This window comes from Streptomyces sp. NPDC127108 (assembly GCF_042677545.1).
Taxonomy (GTDB): Bacteria; Actinomycetota; Actinomycetes; order Streptomycetales; family Streptomycetaceae; genus Streptomyces.
In genome coordinates, this window is the sequence record NZ_JBHXTE010000046.1 from 20,791 (window position 1) to 36,895 (window position 16,105).

The 16,105-nt window shown below is 73.0% G+C and carries 18 protein-coding genes; 9 read left to right on the forward strand and 9 right to left on the reverse strand.

Annotation, left to right across the window (positions count from 1 at the left end; translation table 11 throughout):
* Positions 1-104: 104 nt before the first annotated feature.
* The 4 genes from ACFVHO_RS31805 to miaA form a co-directional block, all read right to left on the reverse strand.
* The gene (locus ACFVHO_RS31805) at positions 105-2,252 is read right to left on the reverse strand and encodes a RelA/SpoT family protein (protein WP_385722222.1); all 2,148 of its coding nucleotides are present in this window, start codon (positions 2,250-2,252) and stop codon (positions 105-107) included.
* Positions 2,253-2,505: 253 nt separating this feature from the next.
* Positions 2,506-3,399 (reverse strand): diaminopimelate epimerase, encoded by an 894-nt coding sequence (gene dapF / locus ACFVHO_RS31810; RefSeq protein WP_385722223.1) that lies wholly within the window; start codon positions 3,397-3,399, stop codon positions 2,506-2,508.
* A gap of 42 nt (positions 3,400-3,441) precedes the next feature.
* Positions 3,442-3,957 (reverse strand): hypothetical protein, encoded by a 516-nt coding sequence (locus tag ACFVHO_RS31815; RefSeq protein WP_385722334.1) that lies wholly within the window; start codon positions 3,955-3,957, stop codon positions 3,442-3,444.
* A gap of 108 nt (positions 3,958-4,065) precedes the next feature.
* A complete protein-coding gene (gene miaA, locus ACFVHO_RS31820; protein ID WP_385722226.1) occupies positions 4,066-5,004 on the reverse strand; it encodes a tRNA (adenosine(37)-N6)-dimethylallyltransferase MiaA in 939 nt (312 codons plus the stop codon).
* 181 nt (positions 5,005-5,185) lie between these two features.
* Here miaA and ACFVHO_RS31825 point away from each other — a divergent pair, with 181 nt between their 5' ends.
* Together ACFVHO_RS31825 and ACFVHO_RS31830 are read left to right on the forward strand one after the other, a co-directional pair.
* Positions 5,186-5,533 (forward strand): hypothetical protein, encoded by a 348-nt coding sequence (locus tag ACFVHO_RS31825; RefSeq protein ID WP_385722229.1) that lies wholly within the window; start codon positions 5,186-5,188, stop codon positions 5,531-5,533.
* Positions 5,534-5,558: 25 nt separating this feature from the next.
* Positions 5,559-5,852: an antitoxin gene (locus ACFVHO_RS31830; protein WP_289945001.1), complete on the forward strand. Its 294-nt coding sequence runs from the start codon at positions 5,559-5,561 to the stop codon at positions 5,850-5,852.
* A gap of 308 nt (positions 5,853-6,160) precedes the next feature.
* Here ACFVHO_RS31830 and ACFVHO_RS31835 read toward each other — a convergent pair whose 3' ends face one another.
* Together ACFVHO_RS31835 and miaB are read right to left on the reverse strand one after the other, a co-directional pair.
* Positions 6,161-6,904, reverse strand: a complete 744-nt coding sequence (locus ACFVHO_RS31835) for a class III extradiol dioxygenase subunit B-like domain-containing protein (RefSeq protein ID WP_385722233.1) — start codon at positions 6,902-6,904, stop codon at positions 6,161-6,163.
* Between the two features lie 104 nt (positions 6,905-7,008).
* The gene (gene miaB / locus ACFVHO_RS31840; RefSeq protein ID WP_385722236.1) at positions 7,009-8,550 is read right to left on the reverse strand and encodes a tRNA (N6-isopentenyl adenosine(37)-C2)-methylthiotransferase MiaB; all 1,542 of its coding nucleotides are present in this window, start codon (positions 8,548-8,550) and stop codon (positions 7,009-7,011) included.
* Positions 8,551-8,659: 109 nt separating this feature from the next.
* On the opposite strand from miaB, the gene ACFVHO_RS31845 reads away from it, so the two are divergent.
* Positions 8,660-9,205, forward strand: a complete 546-nt coding sequence (locus tag ACFVHO_RS31845) for an N-acetyltransferase (protein ID WP_385722238.1) — start codon at positions 8,660-8,662, stop codon at positions 9,203-9,205.
* Positions 9,206-9,215: 10 nt separating this feature from the next.
* Here the strand turns inward: ACFVHO_RS31845 and ACFVHO_RS31850 are convergent, their stop codons facing one another.
* Genes ACFVHO_RS31850 through ACFVHO_RS31860 form a run of 3 tightly spaced genes read right to left on the reverse strand, consistent with a single transcriptional unit; the run spans position 9,216 to position 10,833 of the window.
* Positions 9,216-9,566: an Asp23/Gls24 family envelope stress response protein gene (locus ACFVHO_RS31850; RefSeq protein WP_385722241.1), complete on the reverse strand. Its 351-nt coding sequence runs from the start codon at positions 9,564-9,566 to the stop codon at positions 9,216-9,218.
* Entirely contained in the window at positions 9,563-10,300 is a 738-nt protein-coding gene (locus tag ACFVHO_RS31855; protein ID WP_385722244.1) for a hypothetical protein, read from the reverse strand. The genes ACFVHO_RS31850 and ACFVHO_RS31855 overlap by 4 nt, the downstream gene beginning before the upstream one ends.
* Entirely contained in the window at positions 10,291-10,833 is a 543-nt protein-coding gene (locus tag ACFVHO_RS31860) for an RNA polymerase sigma factor (protein ID WP_385722336.1), read from the reverse strand. Before ACFVHO_RS31860 ends, ACFVHO_RS31855 begins: the two co-directional genes overlap by 10 nt.
* Before the next feature lie 354 nt (positions 10,834-11,187).
* Between ACFVHO_RS31860 and ACFVHO_RS31865 the strand changes: the two genes are divergently transcribed.
* The 6 genes from ACFVHO_RS31865 (at position 11,188) to ACFVHO_RS31890 (ending at position 16,021) form a co-directional block, all read left to right on the forward strand.
* Positions 11,188-11,703, forward strand: coding sequence for an Asp23/Gls24 family envelope stress response protein (locus ACFVHO_RS31865; protein WP_385722247.1), 516 nt, complete (start codon positions 11,188-11,190; stop codon positions 11,701-11,703).
* Between the two features lie 75 nt (positions 11,704-11,778).
* A complete protein-coding gene (locus ACFVHO_RS31870; protein WP_385722339.1) occupies positions 11,779-11,964 on the forward strand; it encodes a hypothetical protein in 186 nt (61 codons plus the stop codon).
* Positions 11,961-13,100 (forward strand): DUF6286 domain-containing Asp23/Gls24 family envelope stress response protein, encoded by a 1,140-nt coding sequence (locus ACFVHO_RS31875; protein WP_385722250.1) that lies wholly within the window; start codon positions 11,961-11,963, stop codon positions 13,098-13,100. The genes ACFVHO_RS31870 and ACFVHO_RS31875 overlap by 4 nt, the downstream gene beginning before the upstream one ends.
* A complete protein-coding gene (locus tag ACFVHO_RS31880) occupies positions 13,097-13,684 on the forward strand; it encodes a hypothetical protein (RefSeq protein ID WP_385722253.1) in 588 nt (195 codons plus the stop codon). Before ACFVHO_RS31875 ends, ACFVHO_RS31880 begins: the two co-directional genes overlap by 4 nt.
* 418 nt (positions 13,685-14,102) lie before the next feature.
* Positions 14,103-14,879, forward strand: coding sequence for an SAM-dependent methyltransferase (locus ACFVHO_RS31885; protein WP_385722341.1), 777 nt, complete (start codon positions 14,103-14,105; stop codon positions 14,877-14,879).
* A 77-nt stretch (positions 14,880-14,956) separates the two neighbouring features.
* Entirely contained in the window at positions 14,957-16,021 is a 1,065-nt protein-coding gene (locus tag ACFVHO_RS31890; RefSeq protein WP_385722256.1) for an aminoglycoside phosphotransferase family protein, read from the forward strand.
* Positions 16,022-16,105: the final 84 nt, after the last annotated feature.

Here is a 16,105-nt window from a genome sequence, read left to right on the forward strand (position 1 = left end):
GACGGGCCCACCCGAACGAGTCGGCGCCGTTTCACCGCGGTGCGCCGCCGGGTTCACTGGAAGGCGTCGCCGAAGAACGCCGCCGGGTTCAGCGTGGAGCGGTGTCAGGGCGCCGCTGCCGCCCGGTGCTGCGCGCGGGCCACGTCGTACACCCCGGGCACATTGCGCATGGCGCGCATCAGGCCCGGGAGGTGTGCGGCGTCGGGGAGTTGGAGCGTGTACGTGTGGCGCACGCGCTGTTGGGTCGGGGGTTCGACGGTCGCCGAGATGATCGCGGCGCCTTCGAGGGCGATGGCTTCGGTGAGGTCGGCCAGGAGGTGCGCCCGGCCGAACGACTCGGCGACCAGGGTGACCCGGCACTCCGTGGTGTCCCCCCAGCGCACACCGACCTGCGGGCGCCCCACCTGTGTCATGCGCGCCACCGCGGAGCACGTGACGCGGTGCACGGTGACGACGCCGCCGCGTACCGCGAAGCCGGTGATCTCGTCGGGCGGGACCGGGGTGCAACAGCCCGCGAGCCGTACGGTGGCGCCCTCGCGGTCGACGACGACGTTCTCAGCGGCCGGGCGCAGGGCCGCGGACACCTGGGGCCTCGGTGCGGCGGCGGGCACCGTCACGGGGGCCGGGGTCGCCGGGTCGGCCTGCGCGGGCGGGGCGGGCGCGGGCGCCGGGTGCGTGGTGAGCCAGCGGCGGATGGCGATGCGCGCGGCGGGTGTGCGCGCGTGGTCGAGCCAGTCGTGTGAGGGCCCCGACGTCAGGTCCTGGCCCATGAGCAGCTGCACGGTGTCCCCGTCGCGCAGGACCGTGCTGAGCGTGGCCAGGCGGCCGTTGACGCGCGCGCCGATGCAGGCGTGGGCGTCCTCGCCGTACTGGGCGTAGGCGGCGTCGACGCAGCTCGCGCCCGCGGGCAGGCCGAGCGTGCCGCCGTCGGTGCGGTAGACGGCGATCTCGCGGTCCTGGGCGAGGTCTTCGCGGAGCGTCGACCAGAAGGTGTCGGGGTCGGGTGCGGCCTGCTGCCAGTCGAGGAGACGCGAGAGCCAGCCGGGGCGGGTGGGGTCGGCGCGCTCGCCGTCGGCGGGCTGCTCCTCGGAGGGCCCGGCGTAGGGGTTGTGCAGGGCGACGACGCCCGCTTCGGCGACCCGGTGCATCTGGTGGGTGCGGATGAGGACTTCGGCGACTTCGCCGTCGCCGCGGGCCACGGCCGTGTGCAACGACTGGTACAGGTTGAACTTCGGTACGGCGATGAAGTCCTTGAACTCCGAGACGACCGGCGTGAAGCAGGTGTGCAGCTCGCCGAGGACTCCGTAGCAGTCGGCGTCCTCGTTGACGAGGACGAGCAGGCGCCCGAAGTCGGAGGGGCGCAGCTCGCCGCGCTTGCGGTGCGCGCGGTGCACGGACACGAAGTGGCGTGGCCGGATGAGGACTTCGGCCGTGATGCCGGCCTCGCGCAGGACGCCGCGCACCTCTTCGGAGATATCGGCCAGCGGGTCGGTCCCGGCCTTTGTGTTCGCCGCGATCAGGTCCTTGACCTCGGCGTACTCCTCGGGGTGGAGGATCGCGAAGACGAGGTCCTCCAGCTCGGTCTTCAGGGCCTGCACGCCGAGGCGTTCGGCGAGCGGGATGAGGACGTCGCGGGTGACCTTGGCGATGCGGGCCTGCTTCTCGGGGCGCATCACGCCGAGCGTGCGCATGTTGTGCAGGCGGTCGGCGAGTTTGATCGCCATGACGCGGACGTCGTTGCCGGTGGCGACCAGCATCTTGCGGAAGGTCTCCGGTTCGGCGGCTGCTCCGTAGTCGACCTTTTCGAGCTTGGTGACGCCGTCGACCAGGTAGCAGACGTCGTCGCCGAACTCCGCGCGCACCTGATCGAGCGTCACATCCGTGTCCTCGACGGTGTCGTGGAGCAGGGAGGCGGTCAACGTGGTGGTCTCGGCGCCCAGTTGGGCCAGGATCAGCGTGACGGCGAGCGGGTGTGTGATGTACGGCTCACCGCTCTTGCGCATCTGGCCGCGGTGCGAGGACTCCGCGAGGACGTAGGCGCGGCGCAGCGGCTCCAGGTCGGCGTCCGGGTGGTGGCCGCGGTGGGCCTCGGCCACATGGCCGATGGCGTCCGGGAGGCGGTCCCTCGTGGCGGGTCCGAGAAGTGCGGCGCGGCCGAGTCTGCGCAGGTCGAGGCGGGGACGGGGACGCCTACGCTGGGTCGAGGACGTCGTCGGGCCGGGCGTCGCGGGATTCGTCGCCTCCGCACTCATGGGCACCTCCGGCAGCTCCGACCGGCGGTGAGCGGACGGCAGCCTGCTCCGTCCGGGCCGGTGCTTGATGCTATCGAGCCCATCACGTGGTGCTGACCCGCTCTCGCCGAGCGTGAAACGGATCACCCATTCGAGCGACAGTTCTGTGGAGTGTCGTTTCGACTGGGACGAGCGCGGTTTCGACCACGGCGCGGGCGCGGGACCAGGTGCGCTGCCCGTGGCCCCGTGTGCGCCGTGCGGCCGAGTGCGCCATTCAGACCGCCGCTACGGCCGCCGCCAGCCAGTCGGCGTCGATCTCGCCCTCGGCCACGATCACGGCGGGGCCCGTCTTCTCGATCCCGCCGTCCGGCCGCTCGGTGATGACCAGGCGCCCGCCGAGCACGTCCACGGTGTACGCCACGGGGGCGCCGGTCACAGCGGGGTCCAGGCCGTCCCTGCGCGCCGCCGCGACGGCCACCGCGCAGGCGCCCGTGCCGCACGAGCGGGTCTCGCCCGCGCCGCGCTCGTACACGCGCATGGCTACGTGGCGCGGGCCGCGGTCGACCACGAACTCCACGTTCACCCCGTGCGGGTAGGCCGTGGCCGGGCTGAACGGCGGCGGGTCCAGGAGACGGCCCGCGTGCGCCAGGTCGGCCACGAAGGCGACCGCGTGCGGGTTGCCCATGTTCACGTTGCGCGCGGGCCACTGGTGCTCGCCCACGGAGATCGTGACGTCGCCTTCGGGGAGCACGGCCTTGCCCATGGCGACGGTGATGTCGCCGTCGGCGCCGTCCTCGGTGGGCTTGGCGATGTGCACGCGCTTCACGCCGCCGCGGGTCGCGACGGCCAGGTCACCCTCGCCCACGAGCCCGGCGCGCTCGAGGTACCGGGCGAAGACGCGCACTCCGTTGCCGCACATCTCGGCCACCGAGCCGTCGCCGTTGCGGTAGTCCATGAACCACTCGGCCTCGTCCGCCAGGTGCCGCGCGTCCGGGTGGGCGGCGGAGCGCACGACGTGCAGCAGGCCGTCGCCGCCGATGCCCGCGCGGCGGTCGCACAGGGCGGCGACGGCGGCCGGGGGCAGCTCGATGGCGTTGTCGGCGTCGGGGACGATCACGAAGTCGTTCTCGGTCCCGTGCCCCTTGAGGAAGGCGATCCGCGTGCTCATCCCTCGATCGTACGGGGTGGGTACGACAGGCTGTCGGGGACGTCAGCGGAGCCGGGCCACCCGCCAGACCGCGAGCACGGCGACGATCCCGACGACCAGGGTGTACGCGGAAACCACGCGCCAGTCCGGCCTGCGCCCGGAGCCGCGCTCCGGCAGTCCCGGCCAGGTGTGGCCCACGCGACGGGCGGCCATCATGCCCCAGCCCGCGGCGCAGGAGCTGATGAGCAGACCCAGCATGGCGACGACGGCGCCGCCGTCGCCGAACTCGAAGGCCAGCGGGAAGGCGAACATCAGGGAGCCGACGGCGGCGAGGATCACGATCGGTGCCAGCTGCCAGATACGCAGCCTGCGCTGCGGCCGCAGCTCGACCTCGACCTCGGGCTCCGTCGCCAGCTCCTCCTCGGTGGGGCCGTCGTCGGTCATGCCGCTCGGGGTGATCCCGGGGCTGTCCGGTCCGTCCGGGCTGAGCCGCGCGCCGTTGTGCGCGGTGTGCTCCACACCGTCATGCGCGGTGTGCCGCTCGCCGTCATGTGCGGTGTCACGAGGGCCGGCCTCCATCGCCACGCGCCCTCCCAACTTCGGACTCCACTGGTCGATCGATGGTCGATGATGGCACGCCGTCAGCTGCCTCGATGACCGGCGGAGCGTCCCGATGCCATCACGTGATCAGGCTGTGACCGCTCGTTCGACCAACGCCATTGCACTCCCCGGGAGTTCCCCGCGGTCGGCGACGGCACCGCTCAGCCAGTGCACGCGTGGATCACGCCGGAACCAGGAGTCCTGTCGGCGCGCGAAGCGCTTCGTGGCGCGCACGGTCTCGGCGCGCGCCTCGTCCTCGGTGCACTCACCGGCGAGCGCCGCGAGCACCTGTTGGTAGCCGAGCGCGCGCGACGCCGTGCGCCCCTCCCTCAGCCCCTGCGCCTCCAGCGTGCGCACCTCTTCCACAAGTCCCGCCTCCCACATGCGGTCCACGCGCGTGGCGATGCGCAGGTCGAGCTCGGGGCGGGCCACGTCGACGCCGATCTGCACGGTGTCGTACACGGACTCGTGACCGGGGAGGTTGGCGGTGAACGGCTTGCCCGTGATCTCGATGACCTCCAGGGCGCGCACGATCCGGCGGCCGTTGCCGGGCAGGATCGCGCGGGCCGCGTCCGGGTCGGCTGCGGCGAGGCGGCCGTGCAGCACGCCGGGGCCGCGCTCCTCCAGCTCCTCCTCCAGGCGGGCGCGCACGGCGGGGTCGGTGCCGGGGAACTCCAGGTGGTCGACCGCCCCGCGCACGTACAGGCCGGAGCCGCCGACCAGGATCGGCCAGCGGCCCTCGGCGAGCAGCCGGTCGATCTCCGCGCGCGCGAGCTTCTGGTACTCGGCCACACTCGCCGCCTCCGTCACGTCCCAGACGTCCAGGAGGTGGTGCGGCACGCCGTCGCGCTCGGCGGGCGTCAGTTTGGCGGTTCCGATGTCCATCCCCCGATACAGCTGCATCGAGTCGGCGTTGACGACTTCGCCGCCGAGGCGCTGAGCGAGGTGGACGCCCAGATCGGACTTTCCGGCCGCTGTGGGCCCGACGACGGCGATGACCCGCGGGGCGGGAGGTGCACTTCTCACCGAACCAGTCTCGCAAATCGCTCACGGGTGCCCGAACGAGCTACGTGACGGCACGGCTCCGGGTTCGTTGCCTGTTGCGAGGTTCCGGCCGCCGGTTTCGAGGATCGGTGACCCGGGCGACGCAATCGGACGCACCGGGCGGCGCGGGATTTCGCCCACACGAGTAACGTATGGAGTAAATATGGGCGTTTTTAGTCGGTTTCGCCGGAAGAGCAAGGACACGGACGAGGCGTCGAGCACCGACGCGTCGGCCGCCACCTTGACGGCCGAGTCGGAGGAAGCGGAGGCCTCCTCCGAGGCCAAGGCCGAGGACAAGTCCGAGGCCGAGGACGGCACCGAGACCGCCGCCGCGTCCGCCACGTCCGCCACGTCCGCCACGGACAAGGACAAGTCCGAGGCGAAGGCCGCTGCCGAAGACGAGGCGGAGGAATCGGCCGAGTCGGCTGCCGCCGAGGGCGTGGAGATCCCGAAGCAGCAGTCCGCGCAGGAGGCGGCCGACAACGAGGCCGGTGAGAGCGCCCGCAAGTGACTATCCCGCGAAGGAAGGCGAATCCGTGGGCTTCCTGAACCAGCTGAAGGACAAACTCGCCCCTGCCAAGGACAAGGTCTCGGGCCTCGCGCAGCAGCACGGGGACAAGATCGACCAAGGCCTGCACAAGGCCGCCGACGTGGTCGATCGCAGGACCAAGGGCAAGTACAGCGACAAGATCCAGGCGGGGACGGGCAAGGCCAAGGACGCCCTGGACCGCCTCGCGGGGACGGACGGCGGCAAGGGCGGGGGTGGCGGTGCCACTCCCCCCGGCGACGCCCCGCCCCCGTCACCGCCGACGCCCCCTTCGGCTTCCTGAGCGGCTCTGGAACAACCGGCGGACGGCCGTGAAGCGCGACTGGCTTCACGGCCGTCGGCGTGTCCGGGAGAAGGCTTCCTGGGGCGGCGTCGGCCGGGCCTGCGGTGGCTTCGGCCGGGGCTGCGGTGGCCTCTCCTGCGGACGTCGTCGGCTGGGGCCGCCGTGGCCTCCTGGAGGCGTCGTCGGCCGGGTGCGGTCGCCTCTCCTGCGGACGTGTCGTCGGCCAGGGCTGCAGCGACCTCCTGAGAGGGCCCTCGCCCGGAGCGCTCGCCCTCCGTAAGGCGGCGTCGGCCTGGTGCGGTCTCGCCCTACGACCAGGCCGCCACGAGGTAGCCCACCCCGTACGGCGCGTCGTCGAAGAGCAGCTCGCCGCGCAGGCCCGCGCCCTCGGCCGCGCCCGCGAGCACCTGCCAGGGCGCGCGGCCCGCGGCCTTCAGCTCCTGCGCCAGCTCGGCGTCCAGCGCCTTGAGCGCCGCCACGTCCGCCGCGGCCAGCGCCCGCGCCACGTCCGCGTCGAACCCGGCGGCCCGCTCGTCCAGATAGCCGGGCGCCTTGAGCGTGCGGCACGCACTGGCGTCGCCCATCACAAGGAGCGCCACCCGGTCCGCGCGCGCGGCGATCTCCCCTCCCACTTGGATACACCGCTCGGGCGCGAGAGGTTCCCCCACGCCGAGGCCTTCGAGCGGGGCGGCCGACCACTCCGTACGTCCGAGCAGCCAACCGGCGACGGCCAACGACACCGGAAGCCGACGCTCCGCGGCTGCCACCGTGTCGTCCGCGCCGTCGCTGTCGTCCGCGAGGGCCTGCCCGAGGTGTACGTCGAGGTCCACACCGAAGCCCCGGAACGAACCGTGTGTCCCCTGGGAGTGCGGTCCACGGTCCTTCTGCTCCGCGGGGCCCACGACGACGAGCCGGTCGGGCCGGGACGCGGCGAGCACCCCGATCGCGTCCGTGCACGCCGCCCGCGCGGCGTCCAGTTCCGGTGCCGCGCCCGCGGCGACCTCGGGCACGAGCAGGGGCGGACAGGGGCAGACGGCTGCGGCGACAAGCATGATCCGCAGCGTACAGGCGTAGCCGACGCCACTCTCCGTAGAGGACGTGCCCCTCCGTAGGGACCGCCTTGCGCCCCCGGCCCGCCTTGAGAGCGCCGTGTGCGTCAGTCGATGCTGCAGCCGCCCGTGGCCGCCGGGAGCGGCTCCGGGACGCCCACCTTGGGGAGGCCGAGCAGCACTCCGGAGGGCTTCGGGGCGTCCGCCGTGTTGCGCTTCTCCCAGGCGTCGCCCGCGCGGGTGCGCCGGACGTCGAGCACGGCGCCCTCGGCGAGCAGGTGGTGCGGCGCCGCGTACGTGATCTCGACCGTCACCACGTCACCGGGGCGCACCTCGGTGACGGGCTTGGTGAAGTGCACCAGGCGGTTGTCGGGGGCGCGGCCGGACAGCCGGTGCGTGGCGCCGTCCTTGCGGCCCTCGCCCTCGGCGACCATCAGCTCCAGGGTGCGGCCGACCTGCTTCTTGTTCTCGGACCAGGAGATCTCCTCCTGGAGGGCCACCAGGCGTTCGTAGCGCGCCTGGACGACCTCCTTGGGGATCTGGTCGTCCATCTCGGCGGCGGGCGTCCCGGGGCGCTTGGAGTACTGGAAGGTGAAGGCCTGCGCGAAGCGGGCCTCGCGGACCACGTGCAGGGTCTGCTCGAAGTCCTCCTCGGTCTCTCCGGGGAAGCCGACGATGATGTCCGTGGTGATGGCCGCGTGCGGGATGGCGGCGCGGACCTTCTCGATGATTCCCAGGTAGCGCTCCTGGCGGTAGGAGCGGCGCATCGCCTTCAGGACGGGGTCCGAGCCGGATTGCAGCGGCATGTGCAGCTGCGGCATCACGTTCGGCGTCTCGGCCATCGCGGCGATCACGTCGTCCGTGAAGTCGCGCGGGTGCGGGGAGGTGAAGCGCACCCGCTCCAGGCCCTCGATCTGCCCGCAGGCGCGCAGCAGCTTGCTGAAGGCCTCGCGGTCGCCGATGTCGGAGCCGTAGGCGTTCACGTTCTGGCCGAGCAGCGTGATCTCCGAGACGCCCTCGCCGACGAGCGCCTCGATCTCGGCGAGGATGTCGCCGGTCCTGCGGTCCTTCTCCTTGCCGCGCAGGGCGGGCACGATGCAGAAGGTGCAGGTGTTGTTGCACCCCACGGAGATCGACACCCACGCCGCGTACGCGCTCTCGCGGCGCGTGGGCAGGGTCGACGGGAACGCCTCCAGGGACTCGGCGATCTCGACCTGCGCCTCTTCCTGCACGCGGGCGCGCTCCAGGAGGACCGGCAGCTTGCCGATGTTGTGGGTGCCGAAGACGACGTCCACCCAGGGCGCCTTCTTGACGATGGTGTCGCGGTCCTTCTGGGCCAGGCAGCCGCCGACGGCGATCTGCATGCCCGGGCGCTGGGTCTTGCGGGGAGCGAGGCGGCCGAGGTTGCCGTACAGGCGGTTGTCGGCGTTCTCACGGACCGCGCACGTGTTGAAGACCACCACGTCCGCGTCGCCGTCGGAGCCCTCCGGGGCGCGCACGTAACCGGCGTTCTCCAGGAGGCCGGAGAGGCGTTCGGAGTCGTGGACGTTCATCTGGCACCCGTAGGTGCGGATCTCGTAGCTTCGCGCGACGGCCGCTTCGTCCACTGCTTCGTCCACTGCTCCGGTCCGGACACTGCTGCTGGTCATCCCTCAAGGGTACGGGGGTTGCGGCAGTGGGCTCTCACCCCCTTGGCCCCCGACCGGTCCCCGCCCAATTCGGGTGCGATCCGTGGGCCGGTCCCCATAGCTTCGGCCCATGAGTGCTTCCTTCGTCCCCGACGACTTCGTCGTCCCCTTGGAACTGGTCACACCGGAGTTCCGCCTCGAACCGCTGGGTGGCCGGCACAACACCGAGGACCTCGCCGCCTGGACCGGCAGCATCGAGCACATCCGAGCCACCCCGGGCTTCCAGGGCCGGAGCTGGCCCCCGGTGGCCGGGATGACCGCGGAGGAGAACCTGCGCGACCTGGTCGAGCACGCGGAGGACTTCGTCCGGCGCGGCGGATTCACGTACACCGTGATCGAGACGGCGAGCGGCGAGGTCATCGGGTGCCTCTACATCTATCCGCCGCATGTCGACGCCTCGCGCACCGACGACTCCGGAGCCGACGATTTCGCCGCCGACGGCTCCGGGGCTGACGATTTCACCGCCGACGACTCCAGGGCTGACGATTTCGCCGCCGACGTCCGGTCCTGGGTCCGGGCCGACCGGGCCGCTCTCGACGCGCCCCTGTACGCGGCCGTGAGCGCGTGGCTGGCCGCGGACTGGCCCTTCGGGAGGGTCAACTACGCGCCCCGCTGACCCCGCGCCGCTACACGACCCCGGTCACCGTCACCTTGACCCGCGCGGAAGCCGCCCCCGACGCCTGACCGTCCAGGGCCGCCACGACCGCCGAGCGCACCGCGCGGGTCACGTCCAGGGCGCGGTGCCCGCGGTTCAGCACCACGTACACCTCGATGTCGAGGCCCTGGGAGCCCTTCCTGCGCTCCACGCGCACGCCGGACGCCCCGGCTGCCCCGGACGTGCCCCGGCCCGCTCCCAGGCCCACGGAGGAGCGCAGGAGCTCGGCCAGGCCGGGGCGCAGGAAGGCCACGCCAGGGGTGGCGAGGACGGCCGTGCCGACGACGTCCGCGAGTGCCGGCGGAGCCTGCTGTTCCGTCATCCCTGCCGCCCTTCGGTACCCGCGCCCCGGTCCCTGCCCCGGCCCGCGCCATTCCTGCCCGGGCCCCCGCCCGCGTCCGTGTCGACGTCCGTGTCCGCGTCGTCGAGCAGATCGACGATCACCACGTCGACCGCCGCGACCCGCATGCCCAGCTCGCGGTCCGCCGCCTCGACGATCCTGGCGCGCACCTCGTCCGCGACGAGCTGCAGGTTCCAGGAGAGGCCGACCTGCACTTCGACACGGATCCTGGCCGGTCCGCGCGGCAGCCGCCCCGGAGGCGGGGCCGAGGCCGGGCGGCCGGTGTCCTGGGGTTCGGCCTCTATGCGGCAGCTGCCCGCGCGGACGCCGGGCAGGGAGTCCACGGCGGCCCGGAACGTCCGCGCGGCCGCCGCCTCCACGATCCACGCGTCCTCGTCGGCCTCGCCCAGCGCGAGGGTACGCCCCGGCCGCAGCTCGAGGCGTACGACGTCCATGACGCGGCCGGCGAGCGCGGTGGTGTCCCAGACGCGGTCCTGGGGCTCGTCGTCGCGCGCCCGGGCGACGACGTCCTCCAGGGAGCGCAGCGCCCGCAGCGCGTCGGCGCAGTGCGGGCAGACGGCCGTGTGCGGATCCGGCTCGCCCGCCTCCGCCTGCTCCCACACCTGCGCGAGTTCCCGGCCACAGGGCAGGATCTCCTCCTCGGGCACGTCCTCGAACGACGTCCCGCCCGGTGCCCCGCCTTCGTTCATCGCCATCCGGCCATCGCCTCCGTCAGATAGCGCCGGGCCCTGAAGACGCGGCCCCGGACCGCCTCCTGGCTGATGCCGACCGACTCGGCGATGGACTCGTAGGGCACGCCGTCGAGTTCCCGCAGGACCCAGCACACCCGCTGCTCCGGTGAGAGCCCTTCTATCGCCCGCGACAGGTCCTGGACGGCGGCGTGCGCCTCGGCGGCCCGCGGCGGGGACACCTGATGCTCGGGAGCCTGCGGTTCCGGAACGCTGTCCAAGGCCGCCACCGGCTGCCGCGAACGCAGCACGTTGAGACAGCGGTTGGTGACGATCCTGTGCATCCAGGTGCCGAACCGGGCCTCCCCGCGGAACTCCGGAAGTTTGCGCCAGGCGCTCACGAAGGCCTCCTGCACGGCGTCCTCCGCCTCTGTCGGGCTGCCGAGCAGCCGTGTGGCGAGGCGCAGCAGGACGGGCGCGTGCCGGTGCACGAGCGCCTCGAAGGCCTCGTCGTCACCTTCGGCGGCGCGCACCACCAGCAGCGCGTCCTCATGCGGCAACGACGCATCCGTGTCCTCCGGCGCTCCGCCCCGTTCCCCGGGCACACGCGGCTCCTCTCGCTTCGGTCGTCCTCTTACGACACAGGACAAGCCGCCCGCGTTACGCGGCGCAGGCACGCTACCCGTCCGGAGAAGAAATTCCCGAGAGGCGCGTAACGGATTCGGGGCACCCGTGTCAGTGGAGGTGAAGGGCGCGGTACGAAGTGGTTCGGCGCGACGGAGCGCCGTACGGCACGGAACGCGCGACGGGGGCAGAGCACCAACACGATCGGTACGGCCTGCTTGGCACGCACGGCCGATCGGGACCCGCACGACCCACGAGATCGATCAGATCAACGACTAGGAGATGCCGATATGGCGACACAGGAGCTCACCTCGAAGTCGGCCGCTTCCAGCAGCACGGAGAAGGACCTCGTCGGCGGCGCGAAGAGCACCGAAGGAGCCACCACCCTCACCGGCCGCACGGGCGCGAGCGAACCCGCGGCGACGCGCGGCAAGACCTCCATCGCGGATGTCGTGGTCGTCAAGATCGCCGGCATGGCCGCGCGCGAGATCCCCGGAGTGCACGACATGGGCGGCGGTCTGTCCCGCACCATCGGCGCCGTGCGCGACCGTGTGCCCGGCGGGCGCCCGAACGTGGGCCGCGGCGTGAAGGTCGAGGTCGGCGAGCGGCAGACGGCGATCGATCTGGACATCGTCGTCGAGTACGGCGTGCCCATCACGGACGTCGCCCACGACGTGCGCGAGAACGTCATCGCGGCCGTGGAGCGCATCACCGGCCTGGAGGTCGTCGAGGTCAACGTCGCGATCAACGACGTGCACCTGCCGGACGACGACCGGGACGCCACCGCGGAGACCCGCGTGGAGTAGGGCCCGCCCCACTCTCTGTGGTTCCGAAGCCCCTTCCGCGGTGTGAGTTGTCCCTTCTGCAGTGTGAGGTGAGTGGTGAACAAAGCCCTGGTGGGCCTGTTTTCGGGGATGGCACTGGGATTCGCCGGATGGTTCGGCGGCTTCGGGGCCTTCCTGCTGGTCGCCGCGCTCGGCGCGGTGGGCTTCGTCCTGGGTCGCCTCATGGACGACGGCATCGGCATCCGCGAGTTCCTGTCCGGCCGTGACCGGGAGCGGCGATGAGCACCCCCGCAGCGGAACGCGGTGCGACCACCATCGCGGACCGCGCGGTGCGCCGGATCGCGGAACGCGCCGCTACGGAGGCACTCGGGCCGGGCGAGGTCCGGGTCAGCCAGGGCTCGGCGGACGTGCGCGGCCGCCGGGCCCGGGTGGGTGTCACCGTGGCGGTGCCCTACGCGGGCGTGCTGGACGACACCGGCGAGAGCGTGCGCTCGCACGTCACCGACCGCACGGCCCACCTGACGGGGCTCTCCGTGGACTCGGCCCGGGTCCACGTACGGGAGTTGTCCCTGCGGGAGCGCTCTACGGAGGGGGCTGATTACGCGGAGGGCGCCGGGTACGCAGGGGGCTCTGCGTACGTCGGTGCCACTGGGGCCATCGGGGGCGCGGGGGTCGTCGGGAGCACGGGGGTCACCGAGGGCGCTGGGACTGCTGAAGGCGCCACACACGCCGGGGACGGCAAAGCGACGTCTACGGAGGCGACGGGCACGCGCGGCGCACGGCGCCCGTGGTCCGAACGTCGGCTGCCCGTGGCCGCGTTGGCCCTCGCCGGGGCCGTCGCCTCCGGAGTGCTCCTGTACGACGTGGTGGCGGTGCACGCGGCGGACCGGGCTCCCGCGCGGTGGCGGGTGCGACTCGTGGACTGGCTGACCACGCACGGACCGGACGTCGGGACGGCGGTGAACCTCGCCGTCGCGGCGGCCGTGCTCGCCCTCGGCGTGTGCCTGCTGGTCCTGGCGATCACTCCGGGGCAGCGACGGCGTCTCCCGATGGCGGCACCGCTGCCCGGGGTGCGCGCGACCCTTGAACGCGGGGCGGCCGCAGCCCTGTTGCGGGACGCCGTGGTCCAGGTGCCCGGCGTCACGCGGGTGCGTGTGCGCGTCGGGCGCCGCCGAGCGCGGGCGCGTGTGGGGCTGGGGTTCGGCGACCCCGTCACGGCCCGCCAGGAGGCCCTGAGAGCGGCTGAGGCGGCCTTGGCGGAGTGCGGACTCACCAGGCCGCTCCGGCTGCGCGTACGGCTGCGTACGGAGCCCACATGGCGCGAACCGGCACCCCCGCCCGCCCCGGACCCGAGCCCGCCCGGGACGACGCCGCAGCCCGCCGCCCAGGAGCACGCACCGGGGAGCGGACCCTCATGAGCACCCTTCGGCAAGGCGTGAACCGCGCGACACTGGTGTGCGCCGCGGCGGTGCTGCTCGGTTCGGGCGCCGCCCTGGCCACGACGGCGACCCCCGTCCGGGACCGGCTGCCGTCCGGCTGGCCGCGCCTCGGCACCGACCGCCTATGGCTGGACGGCGCCGCGCTCGGGCGCTGGCGCGACCACGGCTGGTGGCCGCCCGTCGTGATCGCGGCCCTGGCCGTCGCCCTGTTGCTGTTCCTGTGGTGGGCCGCCCTGGAGGTCCGCGCGGGGCGCCTGCGGGTGCTCCCCCTCGGCCGGGACGGGGTCACCCTCGCAGGACCGGCGCTGGCCGCGGCGATGGCCGAGCGTGTCAAGGCGGTCGACGGCGTGGCCCATGCCCACGTACGCCTCCTAGGCCGCCCGCACCGGCTGCGGGCGCGCGTCACGCTGGTCCTCGCGGCCGACGGCTCACCCCGCGCGGTCCTGCGCCAGCTGGCCGAGCAGGTCGTCTCGGAGGCGCGTGCGGCGGCGGCACCACGCACCCTGGAGACGGAGGTGCGGATCGGCGTCCGGACGCACAAGGCGCGCCGCCGCATCCGCTGAACACGGACCTCGGCGTGGATGTGAACACCGACTTGAGCATGGGCGCCGTCCCGCCCACGGACGCCGTCCCGCCCACGGACGCCGTCCCGCCCACGGACGCCGTCCCGCGCACGGGCGCGCCACCGTCTCACCGACGCTCACCGCCCCCGCGGCACCCCGCATCCCTCGAAAACCGCCCTTCCCCAAGGGCGTTCAGGGGTGCCGTGCCGCAGGCGTGCGATGGACGCCCGCATTCCGCGACTAGATTGCCTCCTGGCGCATCAGCGGCCGCGCGCGTCACGGCCCCCACCCCGCCACGTCCTCATCACGTCACACGTAAAACGTCACGCCAGGAGGCGATCACGTGACCGCGAGCCCTTCTCCCCAGGAGTCGTCCCCGCAGGACTCGGTCGACGCGGCCGACGCCGTACGGAACCGGATCAACACCGCGCAGCCGCACACGGCCCGCATCTGGAACTACTGGCTCGGCGGCAAGGACAACTACGCGGTCGACCGCGAGGCGGGCGACAGCATCCGTGAACTCCACCCGGGAATCGGCGACTACGCGCGCGCGGACCGGCTGTTCCTCGGCCGCGCGGTACGGCACCTGGTGGCCGACTGCGGCGTACGCCAGTTCCTCGACATCGGCACCGGACTGCCGACCGCGGACAACACCCACGAGGTGGCCCAGCGGATCGCCCCGGAGTCACGCATCGTCTACGTAGACAACGATCCGCTGGTCCTCACCCACGCGCGTGCCCTGCTGACGAGTTCCCCCGAGGGGCGGACGGACTACCTGGACGCCGACATGCGTGACGTCGAGGCCGTCCTGGAACACGCCTCCCAGACGCTGGACTTCAGCCGTCCGGTCGCGTTGATGCTCCTGGGAGTCGTGATCTTCATTGAGGACGACAAGGAGGCCCAGGGGCTCGTGCGCCGCATCATGGACGCGCTGCCCTCGGGGAGCTACCTCGTCCTGTCGCACACGATCACCAGCCCGGCCATGCCGGACGTCGACGCGGCCGTGGCCTTCTGGAACGAGCACGGCACTCCGAAGCTGACGCAGCGCACTCCGGAGCAGGTCGCCAAGTTCTTCGACGGCCTCGAACTGCTGGAGCCCGGCGTGGTCTCCTGCTCGCGTTGGCGCCCGGAGCCGGAGGGGCCCGGCGAGCCGGACGAAGTGGCGATGTTCGGCGGCGTGGCCCGCAAGCACTAGGACGCACGGCTCCAACGCGTCATCGACCGCTGAGAATTCGGTTTCACCCAGGCGGTGCGACGACGAAGAATGCCCGCATGACGACGCCCACCGACGAGCCCCACCAGAACGGCAAGCTGCACGCCGGGGAGCCGGACATCGACGTACCGCTGGTCCGAAAGCTGCTCGCGGCCCAGTTCCCGCAGTGGGCGGACCTGCCCGTCGAGCAGTTCCCGTCGGCCGGGACCGTCAACGCCGTGTTCCGGCTCGGCGACGCCATGGCCGTGCGCCTCCCCCGCATCGCCGGAGGCGCCGAGGACGTGGCCAAGGAGAGCCGCTGGCTGCCCTGGCTCGCGCCTCGGCTCCCGGCGACGATCCCCGCCGTGCTGGGCCGCGGCGAGCCCGGCGAGGGGTATCCGTGGGCCTGGTCCGTCCACAGCTGGCTCGACGGCGAGAACCCGGCCGCCGGGGCACTCACCGCGCCCGACGCGCTCGCCGCGGACCTGGCCGCGTTCGTCACGGCCATGCGCGGCGCCGACCCGACGGACGGGCCGCCCGCCTATCGCGGGGCCCCGGTGTCGACGCAGGACACCGAGACCCGTGCGGCGATCGAGGAGCTGCGACGGCTGGGGCGGTCGGGGCAAGTGGGGCAGCCGAGCCACGCGGGTCACGCGGGTCACGCGGGTCACGCGCAAGCGAACCCCGCCAACACCTCCCCAGCCCCCTCCCTCGCCCCCTCGCCCACGCCCACTCCCACCGTCGACACCCGCATCGACCTGGACGCCGCCACCGCCGTCTGGGAGGCCACCCTCCGCACCCCCGACTGGGACGCCCCACCCGTCTGGGTCCACTCCGACCTCATGCCCGGCAACCTGCTGGTCCGGGACGGCCGCCTCGACGCGGTGATCGACTTCGGGACGGCGGGACTGGGCGACCCGGCCTGTGACCTGATCGTCGCCTGGAACCTCCTGCCCGCCGACGCCCGCGAGACGTTCCGCACCGCGACCGGCGCAGACGACGCGATGTGGGCGCGCGGGCGCGGCCGTGCGCTGTCCATGGCGCTCATCCAGCTCCCGTACTACGCCGTCACGAACCCGGTGCTCGCCGCCAACGCGCGCCATGTGATCCACGAGGTCCTCGCCGACCACGCGCGCGGCGCCTGACCCCGGCATCCGGGGCCCGCTCAGTACCGGCACAGTCCACCGCAGGCTCCCCGCTCAGTATCGGCGCAGCCCGCCGCAGGCACC